This window comes from Arthrobacter sp. FW306-07-I, from assembly GCF_021800405.1.
Classification (GTDB): Bacteria; Actinomycetota; Actinomycetes; order Actinomycetales; family Micrococcaceae; genus Arthrobacter.
On sequence record NZ_CP084550.1, the window covers coordinates 4,034,806 to 4,055,587 of the forward strand.

General features: G+C 67.2%; 18 protein-coding genes, 1 pseudogene and 2 riboswitches. Of the genes and pseudogenes, 7 read left to right on the top strand and 12 right to left on the bottom strand.

The genetic code is table 11. The annotated features are described in order from the left end of the window. Nucleotides 1–93 precede the first annotated feature (93 nt). Nucleotides 94–2,553, bottom strand: a pseudogene (gene opgC / locus LFT46_RS18800) (OpgC domain-containing protein). Nucleotides 2,554–2,734: 181 nt separating this feature from the next. Further along, nucleotides 2,735–2,850: riboswitch (SAM riboswitch) on the top strand. Nucleotides 2,851–2,863: 13 nt separating this feature from the next. Between opgC and LFT46_RS18805 the strand changes: the two are divergent. Genes LFT46_RS18805 through LFT46_RS18815 form a run of 3 tightly spaced genes read left to right on the top strand, consistent with a single transcriptional unit; the run spans nucleotide 2,864 to nucleotide 4,755 of the window. Then, nucleotides 2,864–3,139, top strand: a complete 276-nt coding sequence (locus LFT46_RS18805) for a DUF1737 domain-containing protein (protein ID WP_236820662.1) — start codon at nucleotides 2,864–2,866, stop codon at nucleotides 3,137–3,139. Next, the gene (locus tag LFT46_RS18810; protein ID WP_236799937.1) at nucleotides 3,136–3,546 is read left to right on the top strand and encodes a rhodanese-like domain-containing protein; all 411 of its coding nucleotides are present in this window, start codon (nucleotides 3,136–3,138) and stop codon (nucleotides 3,544–3,546) included. The genes LFT46_RS18805 and LFT46_RS18810 overlap by 4 nt, the downstream gene beginning before the upstream one ends. Further along, entirely contained in the window at nucleotides 3,547–4,755 is a 1,209-nt protein-coding gene (locus LFT46_RS18815; RefSeq protein WP_236799938.1) for an O-succinylhomoserine sulfhydrylase, read from the top strand. A gap of 127 nt (nucleotides 4,756–4,882) precedes the next feature. Here LFT46_RS18815 and LFT46_RS18820 read toward each other — a convergent pair whose 3' ends face one another. The 5 genes from LFT46_RS18820 to LFT46_RS18840 all read right to left on the bottom strand — a co-directional run bounded on the left by LFT46_RS18820 (nucleotide 4,883) and on the right by LFT46_RS18840 (nucleotide 10,796). Then, the gene (locus LFT46_RS18820) at nucleotides 4,883–6,109 is read right to left on the bottom strand and encodes a glutamate--cysteine ligase 2 (RefSeq protein WP_236820663.1); all 1,227 of its coding nucleotides are present in this window, start codon (nucleotides 6,107–6,109) and stop codon (nucleotides 4,883–4,885) included. 68 nt (nucleotides 6,110–6,177) lie between these two features. Then, nucleotides 6,178–7,701 carry a UDP-N-acetylglucosamine 1-carboxyvinyltransferase gene (locus LFT46_RS18825; RefSeq protein ID WP_236820664.1) on the bottom strand — a complete coding sequence of 508 codons (1,524 nt, stop codon included), beginning with the start codon at nucleotides 7,699–7,701 and terminating at the stop codon, nucleotides 6,178–6,180. Nucleotides 7,702–7,828: 127 nt separating this feature from the next. Beyond that, nucleotides 7,829–8,629, bottom strand: a complete 801-nt coding sequence (locus tag LFT46_RS18830; protein ID WP_236820665.1) for an energy-coupling factor transporter transmembrane component T family protein — start codon at nucleotides 8,627–8,629, stop codon at nucleotides 7,829–7,831. Beyond that, nucleotides 8,626–10,173: an ABC transporter ATP-binding protein gene (locus LFT46_RS18835; RefSeq protein ID WP_236820666.1), complete on the bottom strand. Its 1,548-nt coding sequence runs from the start codon at nucleotides 10,171–10,173 to the stop codon at nucleotides 8,626–8,628. Before LFT46_RS18835 ends, LFT46_RS18830 begins: the two co-directional genes overlap by 4 nt. After that, nucleotides 10,173–10,796, bottom strand: a complete 624-nt coding sequence (locus tag LFT46_RS18840; RefSeq protein WP_236799945.1) for an ECF transporter S component — start codon at nucleotides 10,794–10,796, stop codon at nucleotides 10,173–10,175. Before LFT46_RS18840 ends, LFT46_RS18835 begins: the two co-directional genes overlap by 1 nt. A gap of 66 nt (nucleotides 10,797–10,862) precedes the next feature. Further along, nucleotides 10,863–11,003, bottom strand: a riboswitch (TPP riboswitch). Between the two features lie 280 nt (nucleotides 11,004–11,283). On the opposite strand from LFT46_RS18840, the gene LFT46_RS18845 reads away from it, so the two are divergent. The 4 genes from LFT46_RS18845 (at nucleotide 11,284) to LFT46_RS18860 (ending at nucleotide 14,122) form a co-directional block, all read left to right on the top strand. Then, nucleotides 11,284–12,339 carry an iron-containing redox enzyme family protein gene (locus tag LFT46_RS18845; RefSeq protein ID WP_236820667.1) on the top strand — a complete coding sequence of 352 codons (1,056 nt, stop codon included), beginning with the start codon at nucleotides 11,284–11,286 and terminating at the stop codon, nucleotides 12,337–12,339. Further along, nucleotides 12,336–13,466, top strand: a complete 1,131-nt coding sequence (locus tag LFT46_RS18850; protein ID WP_236820668.1) for a glycosyltransferase — start codon at nucleotides 12,336–12,338, stop codon at nucleotides 13,464–13,466. Before LFT46_RS18845 ends, LFT46_RS18850 begins: the two co-directional genes overlap by 4 nt. Beyond that, a complete protein-coding gene (locus LFT46_RS18855; protein WP_236799948.1) occupies nucleotides 13,463–13,741 on the top strand; it encodes a CDGSH iron-sulfur domain-containing protein in 279 nt (92 codons plus the stop codon). The genes LFT46_RS18850 and LFT46_RS18855 overlap by 4 nt, the downstream gene beginning before the upstream one ends. A gap of 117 nt (nucleotides 13,742–13,858) precedes the next feature. Next, nucleotides 13,859–14,122 carry a DUF4235 domain-containing protein gene (locus tag LFT46_RS18860; RefSeq protein ID WP_236799950.1) on the top strand — a complete coding sequence of 88 codons (264 nt, stop codon included), beginning with the start codon at nucleotides 13,859–13,861 and terminating at the stop codon, nucleotides 14,120–14,122. 7 nt (nucleotides 14,123–14,129) lie between these two features. Here the strand turns inward: LFT46_RS18860 and mnhG are convergent, their stop codons facing one another. Genes mnhG through LFT46_RS18890 form a run of 6 tightly spaced genes read right to left on the bottom strand, consistent with a single transcriptional unit; the run spans nucleotide 14,130 to nucleotide 20,654 of the window. After that, on the bottom strand, nucleotides 14,130–14,540 hold the full coding sequence (gene mnhG / locus LFT46_RS18865) for a monovalent cation/H(+) antiporter subunit G (protein WP_236820669.1): 411 nt from the start codon (nucleotides 14,538–14,540) through the stop codon (nucleotides 14,130–14,132). Beyond that, entirely contained in the window at nucleotides 14,530–14,808 is a 279-nt protein-coding gene (locus LFT46_RS18870; RefSeq protein WP_236820670.1) for a monovalent cation/H+ antiporter complex subunit F, read from the bottom strand. Before LFT46_RS18870 ends, mnhG begins: the two co-directional genes overlap by 11 nt. Beyond that, nucleotides 14,805–15,350: a Na+/H+ antiporter subunit E gene (locus tag LFT46_RS18875; RefSeq protein ID WP_236820671.1), complete on the bottom strand. Its 546-nt coding sequence runs from the start codon at nucleotides 15,348–15,350 to the stop codon at nucleotides 14,805–14,807. Before LFT46_RS18875 ends, LFT46_RS18870 begins: the two co-directional genes overlap by 4 nt. After that, on the bottom strand, nucleotides 15,347–16,966 hold the full coding sequence (locus LFT46_RS18880; RefSeq protein ID WP_236820672.1) for a Na+/H+ antiporter subunit D: 1,620 nt from the start codon (nucleotides 16,964–16,966) through the stop codon (nucleotides 15,347–15,349). Before LFT46_RS18880 ends, LFT46_RS18875 begins: the two co-directional genes overlap by 4 nt. Beyond that, nucleotides 16,963–17,583 carry a Na(+)/H(+) antiporter subunit C gene (locus LFT46_RS18885; RefSeq protein WP_236820673.1) on the bottom strand — a complete coding sequence of 207 codons (621 nt, stop codon included), beginning with the start codon at nucleotides 17,581–17,583 and terminating at the stop codon, nucleotides 16,963–16,965. The genes LFT46_RS18880 and LFT46_RS18885 overlap by 4 nt, the downstream gene beginning before the upstream one ends. Continuing rightward, complete coding sequence (locus tag LFT46_RS18890) at nucleotides 17,580–20,654, bottom strand: Na+/H+ antiporter subunit A (RefSeq protein WP_236820674.1); 3,075 nt, start codon at nucleotides 20,652–20,654, stop codon at nucleotides 17,580–17,582. The genes LFT46_RS18885 and LFT46_RS18890 overlap by 4 nt, the downstream gene beginning before the upstream one ends. Nucleotides 20,655–20,782 lie beyond the last annotated feature (128 nt).

Consider the following 20,782-nt stretch of genomic DNA (forward strand, 5'->3'; position numbering starts at 1 on the left):
GCACGAACACATGCTGTGGCACTCCGGTGCCACGGCATTTTTCGTGCCCTGAAGCAGCCGCGGCCAAGGTTGAAGAGCGCGTCCCCGCCTGGGCTAGGTAGGGATGATCCGGAAGAGGAACCTGGTGCGCACCATCACCCACAGCAGTCCCAGGACCACGGCATAGGCCGCGGTGTTGAGGAAGATACTCTGCTGCTGCAACGCCGGAATATTGGCTACGACGGCGATCAGCAGCACATGCATGATGAACACGTAGAGCGTGGCCCGGCCCAGTGGAATCAGGAACCAGCCCAGCGCCCGCTGCACCGGCTTCCAGTAAGCGCTGAGGAATGCGTAGGCCGCCACCACCAGGACCATGACATTAAGCAGGCGGCCGGGAGCCAGGTACGTGCGGCCGAAGAGTGCGTCATACATGGCGCGGTATACGCCGTCCGGCATGAGCGCCATGCGGACGTCGTAGTTGTTCGCCAGGTAGGGATTGCCCCAGGACAGGAAAGCCAGCGCGAACGCCGCCGCGGTGCAGGCAACCACCACCCACGTATGCCTCGACAGCCCGGCAACGACGGCACGGCGGTGATAGCCGGCAACCAGCCCCAGCACGAACAGCACCTGCCACACCAGCAGGGGGAAGGAGTCCTCGAACTGCGACGGCAGGACCCGGAACCTGGTCACGGCACCAACTGCATACACTGCAAGGGTCGCGGCCAGCACCCAGACGGCCTTTCCGCGGTTCAATGCGGCCAGGATCAGCGGGCTGACCAGCAAGAGCACCACGTAGAGGCCCATGACGTTGAATTGCCAGGGCCCAAACTGCAGCAGCACGATGGCCGGCAGCACCTGGGGCGGCACGGGGAACTGGAACAAGGACGACATGCCCGCATAGAGGTCGTAGGTCCGGCCGGCACCGTTGTGCCCGGCGCCGCCGGTTCCCTGGTCCACGAAGGTTGTGAGCGCCTCGGCGTGGAAGAACGGGAGCAGGGACAGCAGGAAGACCCCGATCAGCACGGCGAGCGCCGTCAGGTAGAGCTTGCCTGCGCGGCGTGACGTGAGGTCCAAAACCCGGCCGAAGTCCTCCTTTGCCTTGGGCCCCTACACCATGCCCACCACCAGTCCGGAGAAGAGGACGAACAGCTCTGCGCCTGACACGAAGCCCACGGCCTCCTGCGTGAGCAACTGGAACAGCGAGGCCATGCCCAGGTGGTTGACCACCACGAAGACGATGGCCATTCCGCGCAGCAGGTCAACGCGCGAGTCCCTGGTGGAAGGATCCTGGTAGCTCCAGGCTGTGGCTGCATTGATTCTGCGCGGAACCTGCCACAGGGCCACCAGGAGGATGACCATGGCGGCGGCAACAGTCCAGGCAGCAGGCCCGGACAGGGTGTTGGCGCGGACATAAGTGCCGGTGGGTGCCTGATCGGTGACAGGGCCGGTCACCATCGGGGAGGCCTTCAGCCTGTCCCCCGCGGCCTTGGCAATGTCCGGGTTTCCGGTGAGCAGCCAGCTGATGCTCGCCACGCCGGTGTCCCTGGTGCTGGTGCGTTCGTCCCATACGACGGCGGCCGTGCGTGCGAACTCCGGAGAGGTGGCAGTTCCCACCACCTGGTCCCACCAGCCGGTTTTGATGCCGGCTTCGGGCGCGCCGCCGGTTGAAGGGCTGTAGAACGCCGCGGTCTGCAGGAGGAAAGGCTTCCTGCGCCCCTCCGAGTAGGTGGCGTAGAAGTTTTCGCTTCCGGAGGCTGTCAGCATCTCCTCAAGCTCACCGGCCCGCGGCAAAGTGTTGACGGCGGCCCCGCCGGCGGTGTCGTCGTGGTAGGCGGCCAGGCCCACCCAGTCCACGGCGTCGTCACCCGGGTAGTAGGGTGCGTAGGCGTTGTCGCTTCCGGTCCAGGCCCCGTCCCCGTTGGTGTCCAGGAGCGCGAACCCCTCACTTCCTGGCTGCGGCGCATTCCGGCTCCGGTCAAAGGGGTAGTCCTTGCCCAGGTAAGGCGCCCACACCATGGCGGCCCGGCCGCCGTCGTACTTCTTGAATGCCCTGGACACCTCCTGGAAAGCCTGGCGGTACTCGGCGGACTGCTGGCCCCAACCCACCCAGCTTGTGTTCATGTCAGGGGCGAACCGGATCAGCAGCTGGCTCTTGAACCCGGATGTGAGAGTGTGCACCTGCTGCGCAAAGGCTTCGGCTTCTGCAGTGCCGAGCTGGTCCAGCGGCACCGAGGGCTTGACCGTAAGCAGGGCGTGGGCACCTTTGGCTGCGGCCTGCTGCAGGAAGCCGTCGACGTCGTTCCGTTCGGAATCACGGAACGGAAGGGTGATGTCGTGGCCGAAGACAGCAGGGGTGGCGCCCAGCCGGTCACTGAAGCCTGCAGCGGTATCCTCGCCCCACTCGAGCACCGCACCCAGCCACGGCTTGCCGCTGTCGGGTGCAGCCTGCGCCGGACCTGCCGGCGCCAGCACGGCCAGGAAGGCGATGACGATGGCCGCTAGAAAGGCAGCCACAGAGCGCGGACGGTTTACGTGGCTGGTGGCGCGGTGATGCGATGTGATTGCCCGCATGCTGACAAGGACCCCCGGTACTCTTTGCTCTGCTGCCCGTTGCTTAGGCGACGGGGTGGTGCCCCCGGTAAGAACTTTATCCGGCGGCCGGCCCGTGCGTATCGCCTGGCCGTCCGGTGAATTACGGAACATGACGACGGCGGCGGTGCGGCCTGGGAGCGCAGGTGTTACGTTTTTGGGGAGTAATGAGTACCGGTGTGAAGCCCTGACTGGCCGGTCGGCAACCCTCCCTTTCGCGGCGGGGTGCCTCAGGTGAATACTCGGCATATCGACCGATTCGAGCTGCAAGCGTGAAAGAAGGAGATCCGTCGTGTCCGACGCACCCGCCTCTGAGGAAAGACTGTCCTACCGCCTGATTACCGGCGCGGACAACCGTGAGTTCTGCGAGCGGATCTCCGCTGCACTCGCGGACGGTTACGTGCTGCACGGCAGCCCCGCAGCAACCTTCAATGGCACCACCGTCATCGTGGCGCAGGCCATCGTCCTTCCGGCCGCGATCGCCTCGGCAGACGCCGCCGTTGCAACGGCCGTTGACGAGCTTGAGGGCGAGTTCGACGGCGAGTTTGATGGCGAGGGCCACGCATGAGCTACGCCGGAGACCTGACGCCGCAGGAAGCCTGGGCCAAGCTGGAGCAGGGCGCCGTCCTGGTGGACGTCCGTACCGAGGGCGAATGGGCCCACATCGGCATCCCGGACACCAAGGCCACGGACAACGACCCACTCTTCATCCAGTGGACCTTCCCCGGCGGCATCCCCAACCCAGACTTCATCAAGGATCTGACGGACCAGGCGCCGGAGGACCCGGGCACGGAACTGGTGTTCCTGTGCCGCTCCGGCAAGCGCTCCGTCGCCGCTGCCACCGCCGCCACCCAGGCGGGTTTCACCGCCTACAGCGTCCTCGAGGGCTTCGAGGGCGATCCCGACCGCTTCGGCGAGCGGACCGTCAATGGCTGGAAAAACCGCGGCCTGCCCACCAACCTCGGAAAGAACTAAGTGAGCTTCAACCACGACGCCCCCAGCTGGAACCCCGACACCCAGGCCGTCCGCGGCGGGCTGGACCGCAGCAACTTCCAGGAAACGTCCGAGGCCATCTTCCTCAACTCCGGCTTCGTCTACGAATCCGCAGCCGCTGCTGAACGCGCCTTCACCGGCGAAGACGAGCGCTTTGTCTACTCCCGCTACGGCAACCCGTCCGTGGCCACGTTCCAGGAACGGCTCCGGCTGCTCGAAGGCACCGAAGCGTGCTTCGCGACGGCGTCGGGCATGTCCGCGGTGTTCACCGCCCTGGGCGCCCTGCTGGCAGCCGGCGACCGTGTAGTGGCCGCCCGCTCGCTGTTCGGTTCCTGCTTCGTGGTCCTGAACGAGATCCTGCCCCGGTGGGGCGTGGAGACCGTGTTCGTGGACGGCCCGGACCTGGACCAGTGGCGCGAAGCGCTCTCCAAGCCCACCACGGCTGTCTTCTTCGAATCCCCATCCAATCCCATGCAGGAAATCGTGGACATCGCCGCGGTCAGCGACCTGGCGCACGCGGCCGGGGCCACCGTGGTGGCGGACAACGTCTTTGCCACTCCCCTGCTGCAGCGCTGCGGTGACCTGGGCGCGGACGTCATCGTCTACTCCGGCACCAAGCACATCGATGGCCAGGGCCGGGTGATGGGCGGTGCCATCCTGGGCACCAAGGAGTTCATTGACGGCCCCGTAAAGCAGCTGATGCGCCACACCGGCCCCGCCCTGTCCCCGTTCAACGCCTGGGTCCTGACCAAGGGCCTGGAAACCATGGGGCTGCGCGTCAACCACTCCTCCGCCACGGCCCTCCGGCTTGCCGAGTGGCTGGAGGAGCAGCCGGCCGTGAGCTGGGTGAAGTATCCGCTGCTGAAATCGCACCCGCAGTACGGGCTGGCGGCGAAGCAGATGAGCGCAGGCGGCACCGTCCTGACCCTGGAGCTTGCCCCGTCGGGCGGACGCTCCGGCAAGGAAGCCGCCTTCGCCCTGCTGGACGGGCTGCGGATCATCGACATCTCCAACAACCTGGGCGATTCCAAGTCGCTGATCACGCATCCCGCCACCACCACGCACCGTGCCATGGGGCCGGAAGGACGCGCGGCCATTGGCCTGAGCGACGGCGTGGTCCGCCTCTCCGTGGGACTGGAGGATGCGGACGACCTCATCCGCGACCTGGAGCAGGCGCTCAAGCAGATCTAATTTTTCGACGCGCTGCGGTGTTCCCGCGGCGCATATTCCCTGGCGCGGCCCGAATGTGGGCCGCGGGAAGGAAGCACCGCGTCGAAGAGGAAACTGCGCGCCGCGGACCCGCACGCCGCGCGGCGGGTCAGGCCTGGCGGACCCGCAGCAGTTCCGGTGTGTCCTCCACGTCTCCGAGATCCAGCGCTCCGCGCATGGTCACCTGCACGGCCTGGCGCACCACGGCGCCAAACCCCATGTCCTCGGGCGGCGGACCGGCAAGGGCCTTGTCCCGGGCGCGGCGTTGTTCGGCGGCCCCTGTTCCGCGGGCGATGATCTCCTCCACACCCTGCCGGGCCAACGCCAGCTCGCCTTGCTCCTGCAGGACGGGGGCCAGGTAATCCACCAGGGCACGGGCCACATCCGCGGCGGGGGCGGGACGGAAGTTGCCAAAATCCAGGAGCTCGCCGCTAAGCCCCTCGCTGCTGGCCTGCCAGGAGGCCATTCGCAAAAGAACTGTGGGAACGGGTGTGGGATCAACGTCGTCCCGCCACTCCCTGCTGGCAGATTCCACCAGCGCCCGGACCAGCACGGCAATAAGGGCTGCGTCCTCGGCCCGCAGGCATACATCCGCCACCCTCACCTCAACGGTGGGGTGGTTGCGGGACAGGCGGGCGTCAAAGTAGAGCATCCCCTCGTCCAACATGACCCCGGTATCAAGCAGCCGCGTCACCACCCTCCGGTAGGCGGGGTAGGTGCCGTAGATACCTGCCGGCCCAGCCGTCGGCCACCGGTTCCAGGCCTGGGTCCGGTAGCTTTCGAACCCGGTGGGCACCCCGTTCCAGAAGGGTGAATTGGCGCTCAGCGCCGTCAGGACCGCCAGCTTGTCCCGGATGCGGTCCAGGACCGCCACGCCTTCCTCCGGCGATGCGATGTAGGTGTGGACGTGGAAGCCGCAGGTCAGCTGCTCCCGTGCAGTGAGGCCGAAGCGTTCCAGCATCCTGGCGTAGCGCGGATCCGGGGTGGTATGGCTGGGGGATGCCACCGGCGAGGTGGCGAGGGCCGCCACCCTGGCACCGTGTTTCCGGGCCGCCTGGTCCGCCAGGGCACGGCCGGCGCGGATCTGTTCCAGGAGGCTGCCGTAATCCACGCATGGCCGGGTCTGGGTCTCGATCTGCTCAAGCTTCAGCTCGGCACTCAGGCCCAACTCGTCGTCGTAATCCCCGTGGTTCCCGGCGTGATGCGTGTCCGGTTCCACGGGAAGATCGTCCGCCGCAACGCGGTGGCCGGCAAGGAGGGCGTCAGCCAGCGCAAGCGGTTCCCCGGACTCCGGATCAACGATCAGGAGTTCTTCCTCTACGCCGAACGTACGCATACGAACATTTTGCGGCAACGCAGGGATATTGGAACTGTCACACGCGGTTCATGACAAACCGTGAATGCCTAGTCCTGGAAGTACTCCACCTTGGCACCGATGGTGTTCAAACGCTCCGCCAGGTCTTCGTATCCGCGCTCGATCACGTAGATGTTCCGCAGTTCGGAGACGCCGCGTGCTGCCAGCATCGCCAGCAGCAGGCAGGCCGCCGGGCGGAGTGCTGGCGGGCAGCCAACCTCGGCGGCACGCCACTTGGTGGGCCCGTTGACGTAGATCCGGTGCGGGTCCAGGAGCTGTACCTGGGCGCCGAGCCGGTTCAGCTCGGTGAGGTAGATTGCCCGGTTTTCGTAGACCCAGTCGTGGATCATGGTCTGGCCATGGGCGTTCGCGGCGATGACGGCGAAGAACGGCAGGTTGTCGATGTTCAGCCCGGGGAAGGGCATGGGGTGGATCTTGTCCTCGGGGGCGCGCAGCTCGGAGGGTTTGGTGGTGACGTCCACCAAGCGGGTGCGGCCGTTGCGGGCCATGTACTCGCCCGAAATCTCAAGCTTCTGGCCCATTTGGCCGAGGGTGGCCAGCTCGATTTCCATGAACTCGATGGGAACGCGGCGCACCGTGACCTCGGAGTTGGTGACGATGCCGGCCGTGATGAGGCTCATGGCTTCGATGGGGTCTTCGGAGGGGAAGTATTCGATCTCGGCGTCGATCTCGGGCTGGCCGGTGATCTTGAGGGTGGTGGTGCCCACGCCCTCGATGGTGACGCCGAGCATCTGCAGGTAGAAGCAGAGGTCCTGGACCATGTAGTTGGGGCTGGCATTGCGGATCACGGTTGTTCCCGGCCGGTGCGCCGCCGCCATGATCGCATTCTCGGTGACGGTGTCGCCGCGCTCGGTGAGGACAAAGGAGCGGTCGCGGGTGTCGGCAGGAGGTGCCTGGACGGTGTAGAAACCGGCCGTGGCTTCCACCGAGAGGCCGAACTCGCGCAGTGCCTGCATGTGGGGCTCCACTGTGCGGGTGCCAAGGTCGCAGCCGCCGGCGTAGGGCAGCCGGTACTCCCGCGATTCATCCAGCATGGGGCCGAGCAGCATGATGACGCTGCGGGTCCTGCGTGCCGCGTCCACGTCCATCGCTTCGAGGTCCAGGACGGCGGGACGGCGGAGGCGCAGGTCCGTGTCGTTAAGCCAGGCGCATTCCACGCCGATGCTGGTGAGCACCTCCACAATGCGGTTAACTTCCTCGATGCGGGCCAGCCGGCGGAGCACGGTGGTGCCGCGGTTGATCAGGCTGGCGCAGAGCAGGGCGACGCCGGCGTTCTTGCTGCTGTTCACGTCCACGGCACCGGAAAGGGTGCGGCCGCCCTCCACCCGCAGGTGGGTCATCTGGGGCTTGCCCACGTTGACGATGCTGCGGTCGAAGATGTTTTCCAGGCGCTGGATCATTTTCAGGCTCAGGTTCTGCTTGCCCTGTTCCATCCGGGCCACGGCGCTCTGGCTGGTGCCCAGTTCGGCAGCCAACTGGCCCTGGGTCCACCCCTTCTCGCTCCGGGCGTCCCTGAGCATGGCGGCAACGTGTTCAGCGGTCTCTTGCGTCATATGCCGAATATATCATAAATGAGTTATCCAGCCTGCCCAGCACCTACCCAACGGTCGGTTTGGGGGATACGGAAAGGCTGTACCCGTCGGGTGCGATAGGAAGCCTAGGTAATACTCGGGCCGGGAATTAGCTTCCCAACCACACCATGTTCCAGGTACCGGCGGTAACAGCCGCAAAAAGGGCAAGCTCAGCCACCACGACGCCGCCGGCCACTACTCCGAGATCCAGCAGGCTGAAGGTTGATTCCCGCGCCCAGGTTCGCGTGGCACCGCCAAAGCCCCGCGCTTCCATGGTGACGGCCAGCCTCGACGCGCGGCGAATGGCCTGCACCAGGAGCCCGAAGCTTTGCCCCAGCGTAGCCTTCACCCGCTGGCCCAGGCTGCCGCGTGAGCCCACGCCGCGGGCACGCCGCGCCATGCCGATGGTCTGCCACTCCTCGGCCATGAGCCCTACCAGCCGCATTGCGGCGAGAGTTCCCAGGACAAACCGGTGCGGCAGGCGCGCTTTCTGCGCCAGCGCATCGGCAAGGTCCGTGGGATCAGTGCAGCTCATCAGGAGCACCGCCGGAAGGGCGATGGCAAAGCCGCGCAGGAGGAAGCCGATCCCCAGCTGAAGGGAACCTTCGCTCATGGTCCAGATGCCGGCGTCGAGCAGGATCCTGCCGCTGTCCGGCGCCAGGATGGACGTGCTCCAACCGCCTATGGCGGCCGCGAGGATCAGCGGCCAGCCCCGCTGCCACAGCAGGGACAGGGTGAGCCCGGCCAGGGGAAAGAGCAGAAGCTCGAAGACCAACGCCACGGATGCCGAGACCCAGTCGATGGACAGGGCAAGGACGGCGGTGATGAGCAGGACCGCCGCGAATTTGCTGAGCGGGTTGGCGCGGGTGAGCACGGCCCGGTTGCCGCTGAGGGTGAGTTGCTGCCTCATGGCGCCACCGTTTCCGCAGCCACCATCCGCAGCTCCTCGCCGCCCAGCGCCTCAGTGAATTCGGCATCATGGGTCACCGAAACCACCGCCGTTCCGGCATCAAGCAGCTCGGACAGGAACGAGGCCAACTCGGCCCAGGTGTTGGCATCCTGCCCGAAGGTGGGCTCGTCAAGGACCAGGACCCGGGGGCTGGCGGCAAGGACGGTGGCCACGGACAGCCGCCGCTTTTCACCGCCGGAGAGCGTGTACGGGTTCGCATCCACCAGCTGGGTGAGCCGCAGCCGCTCCAGCAGCTCGTCAACCCGGTCCTCACCATGGCCCAGGTGCCGGGGGCCAAAGCGCAGCTCATCCAGCACTTTGCCGGTCACGAACTGGTGCTCAGGCTCCTGGAACACCGTCCCTACGCGGGAAATCAATTGCTCGGCCTTCCACCGGAACGGGTCGATGCCCGCACCCCGGCTGAGGTCCAGGGTGGCGGAGACTTTTCCGGAGACCGGCTCCAGGAGGCCGGCAAGGGTCAGCGCGAAGGTCGACTTGCCGGCGCCGTTGGGACCGGTGATGGCCAGGGCCTGCCCGGCGCGGACCTGCGCGGCCACGCCTTCCTGGACGGGGACGGGCGGGATCCTGCGGAAGCCCTTGCGGCGGGGTCGTTCGCGGGAAACACCCAGCTGTTCGGCCGCCAGCAGGAGATTCCCCGTTCCCGGCGCCTGCACCGCAGCCCGGGCACGGGTGGCCGGGACGTAGCCGGGAACCCACACCCCCGCCGCGGCGAGCATGGTGCGCGCCTCACTGAGTACCCGGTCCGGCGGCCCGTCCAAGAGCACGGCGGGCTCGGAGGCGGAGCCCGGCTGCAGGACCACGATCCGGTCCACCAGGTCCTTCCACACCGACACCCGGTGCTCCACCACCACCAGGGTGGCCCCGGTCTTGTCCAGGCAGCGCGCCACGGCGTCGCGGACTTCCAGCACCCCGTCCGGGTCCAGGTTGGCGGTGGGCTCATCCAGCAGGATCAGCCCCGGGCGCATGGCCAGGATCCCCGCCAGCGCCAGGCGCTGCTTTTGCCCGCCGGACAGGGCCGACGTCGGGTGGTCCAGCGGGAGGTGGGACAGTCCGACGTCGGCAAGCGCCTCGTGCACGCGCGCCCAGATGGCGTCACGCGGCACGGCAAGGTTCTCGGCTCCGAACGCGACATCGTCCCCCACCCGCGACAGGACCACCTGCGTCTCCGGGTCCTGCTGCATCAGGCCGGCGCGGCCGCGCTGGGAGCGGGGCACAGCGCCGTCAACCAGCAGCGAACCCGACTCGTCGGCGTCGCCCGCCTCGCCGTCGTCGTCAATGTCTCCCAGTACGCCGGCCAGCGCATGCAGGAGCGTCGACTTTCCGGCGCCCGAGGGGCCCAGCAGCAGCACCCGCTCGCCGGGGCTGATGTCCAGGTCAAGGGCATGGACGGCGGGCCTGGCCCTGCCGGCATGCCGCCAGCCCCAGCCGCGGGCAGTGACCGCCGCGGGGCGGACGGCGCCGGCTGCGCCCTGGGAGGGTGCCATCAGGAGAAGACTGGCTCCGTGGCAGCCCTGCGGGACGCGAAGGAGCTCAATACGCCGGTGCGGGCCAGGCCGCGGGTGGCGAGCCAGGACAGGCCTCCGGCCAGGACGGCGCCGGATATCGTGGCGAGGACGATGTAGGCGAACTTGTCCGCACCTGAGTAGGCGATGTTCCAGCCCCACGGCGCGAACGAGTCATTCAGGCCGCAGAAGAAGCCGGCCGCGGCGCCTGCCAGCAGGGAGACGGGCAGGTTGAACTTGCGGTAGGCGAAGATGATGAAGATGATCTCCGCACCCAGGCCCTGGATTAACCCCGAGAACAGGACCGAGGCGCCGTACTGCGAGCCCATAAGCAGCTCTCCGGTGGCGGCCACGGTCTCGCAGAACAGCGCCGCGCCCGGCTTGCGGATGATGAGCATGCCCAGCACGCCCGGAATCATCCATCCGCCGGCCAGCAGACCGGTGAGCGGCGGGTAGGCCGCGTTCATGGGGGCGGACAGTGCTGCCGCGCCTTGGTCCCATGCCCAGAAGATGACGCCGCCGGCGATGGCCACCAGCGCGGCCACCACGATGTCCACGACGCGCCAGGACCTGCTGGTGGTCTTCTTGATTGCTGCAGTGCTCATGTGATCCTCCTGGGAAACAGGAGGGGAAAGTGGACCGGCTGACGGCCCGTTGCCGTGCAGCCGCGACACTTTGAGAACTCGACTCCCTTGCGCCGGTACTAACCGGATCAGGTTCGAGGGTCTGCGGCTGTCCGCACTCTCAGCGCCCACCTGCGGTGCCCGGCTTTAGCCAGGATGCCCGACGGCGGCGCTCCCCTGTCGTTTTTAGTGTTGCTTTTTGGTTTGGGTAAGGCTTTTGATTTGCCCATCCGGGCGTGGTCCAGTTTACACCGAACGGCGCTGGATTGAGGGCTGCGGGCGCCAACCGGACAGGATGTGACCGGCCGTGCGTGGTGGCGCGAGGCATGGAAATAAGCGCGCTTAGCTTTTATTAGTAATCATGCTTACCATGTTGTCTCCCGGGTTTCGAGGAGTACGGGCACATGGGACTCACCATGGTCGGCCCCGCGTTCGTTCCCGTCAGCAGCGCGGCAGACCAAGGAGCACCATGAGAATCCCGGAAACCAGAGGCCCCGTCAGCAGCGCACTGTTCAAAGTCCTGGCGCAGGCTCCGGACGCCGCGGGGCCGGGCCTGGATGGGCTGTACTCCCTGATGGTGCGGCAGCTGGCCGGAACCGGCGACATCATTGCCGACGAGGACATTCAACTCGCACTATTCTGCCTTTACGAACTCCATTACTCCGGACTGGACGGCGTTTCAGACAGCTGGGAGTGGGAGCCTGCGCTGATCAGGGTCCGGCGGCTGATCGAGGAACCCTTCGAAGCGGCACTGCGCGCTGCCGCCAAGGAGGCGGCAGGAAACTTCGAACTGCCCGACGGAATTGCCATGACCAGTGACGCCGTTGCCGACGTCCTCTTCGGCCTGGCCGCCACGGACACCGGCCCCAGCCTGTCCCGCTACGTGGCCCGGAAAGCCACCCTGGACCAGCTCAAGGAGTTCCTGGTCCACAAATCCATGTACCAGCTGAAGGAAGCCGACCCGCACACCTGGGCCATTCCGCGGCTCAGCGGCAGGCCGAAGGCGGCCCTGGTGGAAATCCAGGCGGACGAATACGGCGGCGGCCGGCCTGAGCGGATGCACAGCGCGCTGTTCGCCCGGACCATGCGAGGCCTGGGCCTGGATGACAGCTACGGCGCCTACGTGGACACGGTCCCGGCAATCTCCCTGGCTTCCGTCAACCTCATGTCGCTCTGCGGCCTGAACCGCCGGCTCCGCGGTGCCATCACCGGGCACCTCGCCATCTACGAAATGACCTCCTCGCAGCCCAACCGCTTCTACGGCAACGGATTCCGCCGGCACGGCTTCGGCCCTGACATCACGCACTACTTTGACGAGCACGTGGAGGCCGACGCCGTGCACGAACAGATTGCGGGACGGGACCTCGCCGGCGGCCTGGTGGAAGCCGAACCGCAACTGCTTGCCGATGTCCTGTTCGGGGCGACGGCGGTCATGGCCATCGACAGCCGCCTTACCGCCCACCTGATGTCGTCCTGGGAAGCCGGGCAGACATCGCTCCGGGCGGCCGTACCGGCGGCAGCGTGACAGCCGCGCCCGCGGCAGTCGCTCCCGGGGCAAGGGAAGGGCGTCCCCGTTTGGTCTCCGACGCGGAGTACATCCTTCCCCTGCGCTGGACGGAGGACTCGGGCCTGGCAGAGTTGGCCGGTTACCTCCGCCAACTGGTGGGCTGGATTCCGGTCACCGTGGTGGACGGCTCAGACCCCGACCTCTTCGACCGGCACCGTGCCACGTTTCCGGCAGCGGTCCGCCACATCCGGCCGGACACCCCGCCGGACAGCATTGCCCTTCACGGGCAGGTCAGTAACGGCAAGGTGGCAGGCGTCATGACCGGCGTGCGCACCCCGGGTGCGCCGTTCCTTGTCATCGCAGACGACGACGTCCGCTATACGCGCGAGGCCCTCGCCGCCGTCGTCCATCACCTGGAATCCGCTCACGTGGTACGCCCGCAGAACTACTTCACCCCCCTCCCATGGCACGCCCGCTGGGACACGGCCCGGACACTGCTTAACCGGGCCTGGTCGGCCGACTACCCGGGAACGCTGGGGGTGCGCCGCGACGCGCTGCTGGCCACCGGCGGCTATGCCGGCGTCCTGTTCGAAAACCTCGAACTCATTAGGACCATCAAGGCCGCAGGCGGGAGCGAGCGGACACTTGCGGACCTGTTCGTGGCCCGCAGGCCGCCCACCGTGCGGCATTTCCTGGGCCAGCGGGTGCGCCAGGCGTACGACGGCTTCGCCCAGCCCCGGCGGCTGGCCGCCGAGCTTGCCCTGTTCCCGGCAGCCGCAGCCGCGCTGTTCCTTCCGGGCAAAGTGCGGGCAACCACCCTGTGCGGACTCGCCGTGGCGATCACCACCGCTGCAGAGATTGGACGACGGCGGCACAACGGCACCGCCGTCTTCCCCGCCTCGGCAGCCTGGTTCGCTCCGCTGTGGGCACTTGAGCGGGCCACCTGCGTGTGGCTGGCCCTCGGGTTCAGGTCGAGGGGCGGCGTTCCCTACGCGGGCAGCAGGATCAGGACGGCGGCGCACTCCGAGGCGGTGCTCCGGCGGCGCCACGGGGGCAGGCTGCAGGGCGTCCCGGGCAGAGGGGTCCCGGACAGACGCGTCCCGGGCACACCAGGAACAACAAGGATGGATGCGGTGCAGGCATGAATCGTGAACAGCATGGAACAGGAGCCGACCTGGAACAGGTGAATGTGGAGCGGGCAAATGCGGAGCAGGACCCGGCCGCGAGCTCCATCGTGGTCTGCCCGGACGGGCCCCTGATTGTCCGCGGTGAGTTTGAGCTCGTCACCCCGTCCGGCGGTGCCGTACCCCGGGACCGGAAGACGGTGGCCCTGTGCCGGTGCGGCGCCTCCGCCATCAAGCCGTACTGCGACGGCACGCACAAGCTGATCAAGTTCCGCACCGAACCCCCGGCTGCTTAGCCAGTCCAGCAAGCTCCGCCTGCCTGCCACGCCCTTTCTCCGACTCTTGCCGGGTGGTTGGCGGGTGTGCGGCTAGGCTGGGGACAGTCCGTTTTCCGCCCGCAAGGAGTAATAGGAATGAACCTTTTCATCAAGCTGCTCGGGACCGGGGTGAGCCTGGGTGCAGGCCTGGCCGGCACCAAGCTGGTCAACACCATCTGGGAAAAGACCACGGGACAGAAGCCGCCCACCGGCAAGCACGAGGACGTCCCCACCAGCCTGCGTTCGGCGTTGACCTTCGCGCTGATCTCGGCATCGGTGAGCGCCATCATCCAGGTCCTGGCCAACCGCGGCACGCAGCGTGCCATCACCCGGTTCGCCAAGAGCCAGGACATCGTCTAGCTCTTCCTTACCGCTGCCGGCCGTCGTCGGGGCTGTCCTTCCGGGCAGCCTCGGCGGCGGCTTTTTGCACCACGGCCTCCAGCTCATCGGCGGTGAGCAGTTCCCGGTGCAGGTGCTTGGTGCGGTAGCCTGCGCGGCCCACCATGTGCGCGGACACCGGCACCGTCAGAAGTTGGAAGATCCAGGCCACCACCAGCACCGGCCACACCCACCACGTCCGCATCTGCAGCCCAATGGCGGCCAGCAGGAGGAACAGGCCCAGCACCTGGGGCTTGGTGGCCGCGTGCATGCGGCTCAGCAGGTCCGGAAAGCGGAGCAGGCCGATGGCCGCGCCCAGGGACATGAGTGCCCCCACCACCATGAATATGGCCGAAACCAGGTCGATCCAGGCGTCGGGGCCGGAGAAGTCAGGATTCATCGGGTTTCACCCTCCGGTCTGCTACGAAGCGTGCCACGGTCACAGATCCAATGAAGCCAATAATGGAGATGGCCACCACCAGCATCAGGTTGTTCAGGTGCCGGTTCACGGCCATGTCGATGCACAGCGCCCCGCCCAGGATGGCCAGCAGGACGTCGGTGGCGAGAACCCGGTCCAGCAGCGACGGCCCGCGGGCAATCCTGATGATCGCTCCGGCGGCGGCCAGCGAGAAGATGACGGCTGTAACAGCCAGGACAACGGGCATCATGCGGCGGCCTCCATTCGGACGGCTTCAAGTTCTTCCCGGCTGCCCATGATGCGGATCAGGCCGGCCTCAATGGACCGCACTTCGTTCCGCAGGCCCTCCACGTCTTCCGGGGAGGTGATGTTGAGTGCATGTAGGTAGAGGGTGGATGTGGAGCGGTCCACCTCCACCACCAGCGACCCCGGGATCAGGGAAATGACATGCCCGGTGGCGGTGACGATCAGGTCCTGGTGGCTGCGCAGCCGTACGGCGACGACGGCGTTGGTCACCTTGGCGCCGCGGACCGTGGCGAGGTAGAGGACCTGCGCGCTGGCCACCACCACCTTCCACAGGAACACCAGGGCAAAGGGCACGGCATGAAGGATATTGAAGCGGCCGCTGAGCTCCACCGGCGGAAGGTAGAAGAGCCGGGCCACCCCTACGGCCAGCAGGGCACCGAACAGGAGGTTGCCAGGGCTGAAATCCTGCCAGAGGGCGCCCCAGACAATCACCAGCCAGACCAGGAGCGGCAGTTCCTGGCGCAGGGAGATGCGTTGGCGGCTCATCGTGTTCCTCCCCCGGTAGAGGTCCCTGCAGCGGCTCCCGGTACAGCGGTGCCCTCCCCCAGGACCGCATGGATGTACGGGTTGCGCTCAAGCATGTCGCGGGCCGCCCGGTCCGACAGCCCGAACAGCGGCCCCGCGAACACGGAGAGGGCAACGCCAAGCGCCACCAGGCCCGCCGTCGAGCCCACCATGGTACGCGGCAGGAGGGTCACGGTGCTGTTGGCCTTGGCTCCGGGCCCGGAAGCCCTCGTCCCAGGGGTGGCAAGCAGCACCGGGTCCGGATGTTCGGCGTCGGTTGGACGGCGCCAGAAGGCACGGTTCCAGACCCTGGCGATGGCCAGCAGCGTCAGGAGGCTGGTCACCACCCCGCCGATCACCAGGGCGTAGGCCAGCGGCGTGCCCAGCTCAATGCCTGCCTGCATCAGCCCCACCTTGCCGAGGAACCCGGAGAACGGCGGGATGCCGGCCAGGTTCATGCCGGGGATGAAGAACAGCAGGGCCAGCATGGGCGACAACTTGGCCAGGCCGCCCAGCCGGTCCACGGAGGAGCTGCCGCCCCGGCGTTCGATGAGCCCGGTCACCAGGAACAGGCTGGTCTGGATGGTGATGTGGTGCGCCACATAGAAGACGGCAGCCGCCAGCCCCACGGCCGAGGACATGGCCAGCCCGAACACCATGTAGCCGATGTGGCTGACCAGGGTGAACGAGAGCAGACGCTTGATGTCGCTTTGAGCCAGCGCACCCAGAATGCCCACCACCATGGTCAGCAGCGCCGCCACCATGAGCGGCGTGTTCAGGGTGTCGCCGGGGAACAGCAGGGTCTCGGTGCGGACCATCGCGTACACGCCCACTTTGGTGAGCAGGCCGGCGAACACCGCGGTGACGGGTGCCGGGGCCGTGGGGTAGGAGTCCGGGAGCCAGAAGGACAGGGGGAAGACGGCGGCCTTGATGCCAAACGCCACCAGCAGCATCACGTGCAGGAGGGTCTTGGTGCCCTGGTCCAGTTCGCCGAGCTTGATGGCCAGGTCCGCCATGTTGACCGTTCCGGTGGCCCCGTAAACCATGGCGATCGCGATCAGGAACAGCACGGAGGACACCACGGAGACCACCACGTAGGTGACGCCGGCCCTGATGCGCGGCCCGGTGCCGCCCAGGGTCATCAGCACGTAGCTTGCGGTCAGCAGGATCTCGAAGCCGACGTACAGGTTGAAGAGGTCCCCGGACAGGAAGGCGTTGGACACCCCGGCCACCAGGATCAGGTAGGTGGGGTGGAAGATCGAGACCGGGGCGTCCTCGTCGCCGTCGGCCATGCCCTGTCCGGTGGCGTAGATCAGCACGGCCAGGCTCACGGCGGAGGACACCACCAGCATCAGCGATGAGAACTGGTCCACCACCATGACGATGCCGAACGGCGGCACCCAGCCGCCAATGGTCACCGCCGTGGTGCCGCCGCTCCAGGCGGACGCCAGCAGGAGGCATTCGAGGAGCAGGGTCAGCGAGAGCAGGCCGATGCTCACCCCACGCTGGGCCCGGGAGTGCCGGATCAGCAGGAAGGTGAGGGCGGCGCCCAGGATGGGAAGTACGACGGCGAGCGGGGCCAGGCTTGCAATGTTCACTTGCCGCCTCCTTCCGGGTTGGGGTCAACGTTGAGCGAGCCGGGCTTTTCCTCCGCGGCAGCGTGTTCTGCGGGCATCTCCCGGCCCCCGGCCACCAAGGTTGCCACCGGCTCGCCTGTTTCCTGGCTCCCGTCTCCACGTTCAGAGCCGGCACCGGCCGTTCCGTGGTTGGAGACGTCCCGGCCGTCGGACCCGAGCATGGTGAGCGGGAACTCGGAGGTTTCCGCGGGGATTTCGGCGTCGTCCTCGGCGTCGAAGCTGGGGGTGGCCGCCACGCGGCGGTCCTCCAGGTCGTCCTGGATCTCGTCCTGGCGGGCCAGGACCCAGGTGCGGTAGATGATGCCCAGCATGAACGCCGTGACGGCGAAGGAGATCACGATCGAGGTCAGGATCAAGGCCTCCGGCAACGGGTCGTTGTAGTCCTGGGCGGCCGTGTCCTTGGCAAACAGCGGAGCCAGGCCAGCGTATCCGCCGGTGGCCAGGATCAGCAGGTTGGTGGCGTTGGCCAGGAGCATCAGCCCCAGCAGCACCCGGGTAAGGCTGCGTTCCAGGATCAGGTAGATGCCGCAGGCGTACAGGGCGCCCATCACGATCAGCAGGGTCAGGTTGACGCTCATGCGTGGCCCTTCGCGGTGGTCTCGGCAGGAATCCCGTCCGGTTCCTGTTCCTGCTGGTCCGGGCCATCGAGGCGTTCGGGTTCCTGCCCGTGCCGGTCGTGGTCCGGTTCGTGGCCGCCCTCCGCGGACCGCTCCTCCATGTGCTCATCGATTTCGGCCCCGAGGCTGCGCAGCACATCCAGCACCAGGCCCACCACCACGATGTACACGCCGATATCGAAGATGGTTGAAGTGACGAACTTGATGTCCCCGAACACGGGCAGCCACACCTCGATAATGGCGGACTGGAACACCTGGCCGCCCAGCAGCAGGGGCATCACGCCTGAGATTGCAGCCAGGGCCAGCCCGGACCCCAGCAGGCCGCCGGCACTGATCGGCGCCGCTTCCCGGAGTTCGAAGCGCCCGCCCGCCAGGTAGCGGATGGTCAGGGCAAGCCCTGCCGTGAGGCCGCCGGCAAAGCCGCCGCCGGGCAGGTTGTGGCCTGCCAGCAGCAGGTACAGCGAGAAGATGATCATGGAGTGGAAGATCAGCCGGGTGATTACCTCGAAGATGATGGAACGGCGTTCCGGTGCCAGTGTCCTGCCGGCCACGATCCAGGCGTCGCTGGCCGAGGCCGCGAACTTCCGGCTGATGGCCAGGGCTGCCGCGTCACGGGAGCCGGGGTCCACGCCGCGGTAGCGTCCCACCGTGCCCTCGGCAACGGAGGCCGAGGACTGCAGCCGGTCACCGCGCCCCCGCACGAAGATCAGGCTGGCCACCCCGGTGGCGGCGAGCGCCAGCACGCTGATTTCACCGAACGTGTCCCAGGCACGGATGTCCACCAGGGTCACGTTGACCACGTTCAGCCCGCCGCCGCCCTCGTACGCAAGCTGCGGGAACTGCAGCGAGATGGGAATGGCCGTGCGGGCACCCATGGCGAAGATGGCGGCGAACACCATGGTCACGCCGAACCCCAAGCCGATGATGACACGCACCACCCGGTACCTGCCGCCGGTACGGTCCCGCAATTCGGGCGGCAGGCTGCGCATGGCCAGGACGAAGGCCACCAGGATGATGGTCTCCACCAGCATCTGGGTCAGGGCCAGGTCCGGGGCACCCTGCAGCGCAAACACCAGCGCGATGCCGTACCCGGTCACCGACACCATCAGGACTGCAAGGAAGCGTTTGTTGGCCTTGACGGCGGCGAGCGCGCCGATCACGATCCCTACGCCCGCTACGAGCTGCAGCGGGGAGTTGGGATCCACCAGGTAGATGTTCTGCGGCATGGCGCTGCCGCCCAGCAGGATGGCCACGAGCGGCAGGACGAATGCCACGCTGAGGATCACGGCAAGGTAGAAGTACAGCGAACCGCGCTGAGTGCGGCCGGTGATCCAGACCGCCACGTCATCCAGGGCCCCGATGGTCAACTGGTAGGCGCGGTCGCCGTCCACCCACGCCGGGACCAGGGACTGGGCGCGGGCCACCGCGTTGCGGCCAACGTACATGGCGGCACCCAGCACAAAGGTGAGGGCTGTCAGCCCAAGCGCCGGGGTGAGGCCATGCCATAGCGCCAGGTGCCCTGCCTGCTGGGCCGGAGTGCCGGCGTCGGGCGCTGTGGAAGCGAAGAGCGCAGCGTACGGCTGGATCCAGTCGTCCACCGGAACCGGCCAGAGCCCATAGGCGATGGTGAGGAGGCTGAGGATGGCAGGGGCGGCAAGGAAGGAGGGCGTGATCGCCTTGAACGGGGTGGGCTCCACGCCGCGCTTGACCGCAAAAGCACCCCACATGAAGCGGGCGCTGTACGCAAAGGTGAGGATGGAACCCAGCACCAGCCCCACCAGGACCACCAGGCCCCAGGGACCGGAGTGCGGCTCCAGGGCGTGGTGTACGAACGCTTCCAGCACCGATTCCTTGGCCACGAAGCCGCCCAGCAGTGGAATGCCCGCCATGGACGCGGCCCCGATTCCGGCCACGATGCCCAGGGCGCGTGAGGAGCGGAAGACACCGGACAGCTTGCGAACATCACGGGTTCCGGACTGGTGGTCGATGATGCCCACCACCAGGAAGAGCGTGGCCTTGAACAGGCCGTGGGCCAGCAGCATGGCCAGGCCCGCGAGCGCGGCATCGGGGGTTCCCAAGCCCACCACCATGGTGAGGAAGCCCAGCTGGCTGACGGTGCCGTAGGCAAGGATCAGTTTGATGTCGGTCTGCCGCAGCGCCCGGTAGCCACCCACCAGCATGGTGGCCAGGCCCAGCCCCAGGACTACGGGCTGCCAGTACGCGGTCTCGGAGAAGCCGGGCGCGAGCCGTGCCACCAGGTAGATGCCGGCCTTGACCATCGCCGCGGCGTGCAGGTAGGCGCTGACGGGAGTGGGCGCGGCCATGGCGCCGGGCAGCCAGAAGTGGAACGGGACCAGGGCGGACTTGGTGATGGCACCCACCAGGATGAGGACGACGGCGGCGCTCACCATGGCGGCCGACGTTCCGGTTGCGAGCGACGCGGCCTGCTCCAGGATGCCGGAGATGCGGTAGGTCCCGGCGGTGTAGCCGAGCATGATGAGGCCCACCAGCATGGCCAGGCCGCCGGCGGTGGTGACCATCAATGCCTGGAGGGCGGAGCGCCGGGCGGCAAGCCGGGTCCGGGCGAAGCCGATCAGCAGGTAGGACAGGATGGTGGTCAGTTCCCAGAAGATGAACAGCAGCAGGAGGTCATCCGCTGTGACCAGTCCGAACATGGCACCGGCGAAGGCCAACAACTGGGCACCGAACGCACCCAGGTCCTGGTCCTTCCTCTTGAAGTACCGCGCGCAATAGACCAGCACCAGGGAGCCGACGCCAAGCACCAGGAGGGACATCACCCAGGCCAGCGCGTCCATGCGGAAGGCCAGTTCCAGATGGAGGCTGGGGATCCAGTCGAACGTTTCGGTGATGGCTCCGGCGCCGGAATAGATCGGGCCGTGCTGGAGCATCAGCCAGCCGAAGGAAACCGCGGGAACTGCAGCCAGCGCGTAAAAGGCGTTCCGGCCCCAAACCCTGAAGAGGAAGGGCGCGAGGACAGCCACCGAAAAGTGCACGGCAAGGACTGTGATCACTGTATTCTCCGCAACGTCAGGGATTCGATTGTCAAAAGTTGGAGCAGGCGGCAAAAAGTTAGGTCCGGGAGGGTTTAGTTTATCAAGGCGTGCCTGCCAGCCTTCCCGTTCAATGGCTCCCCACCCGG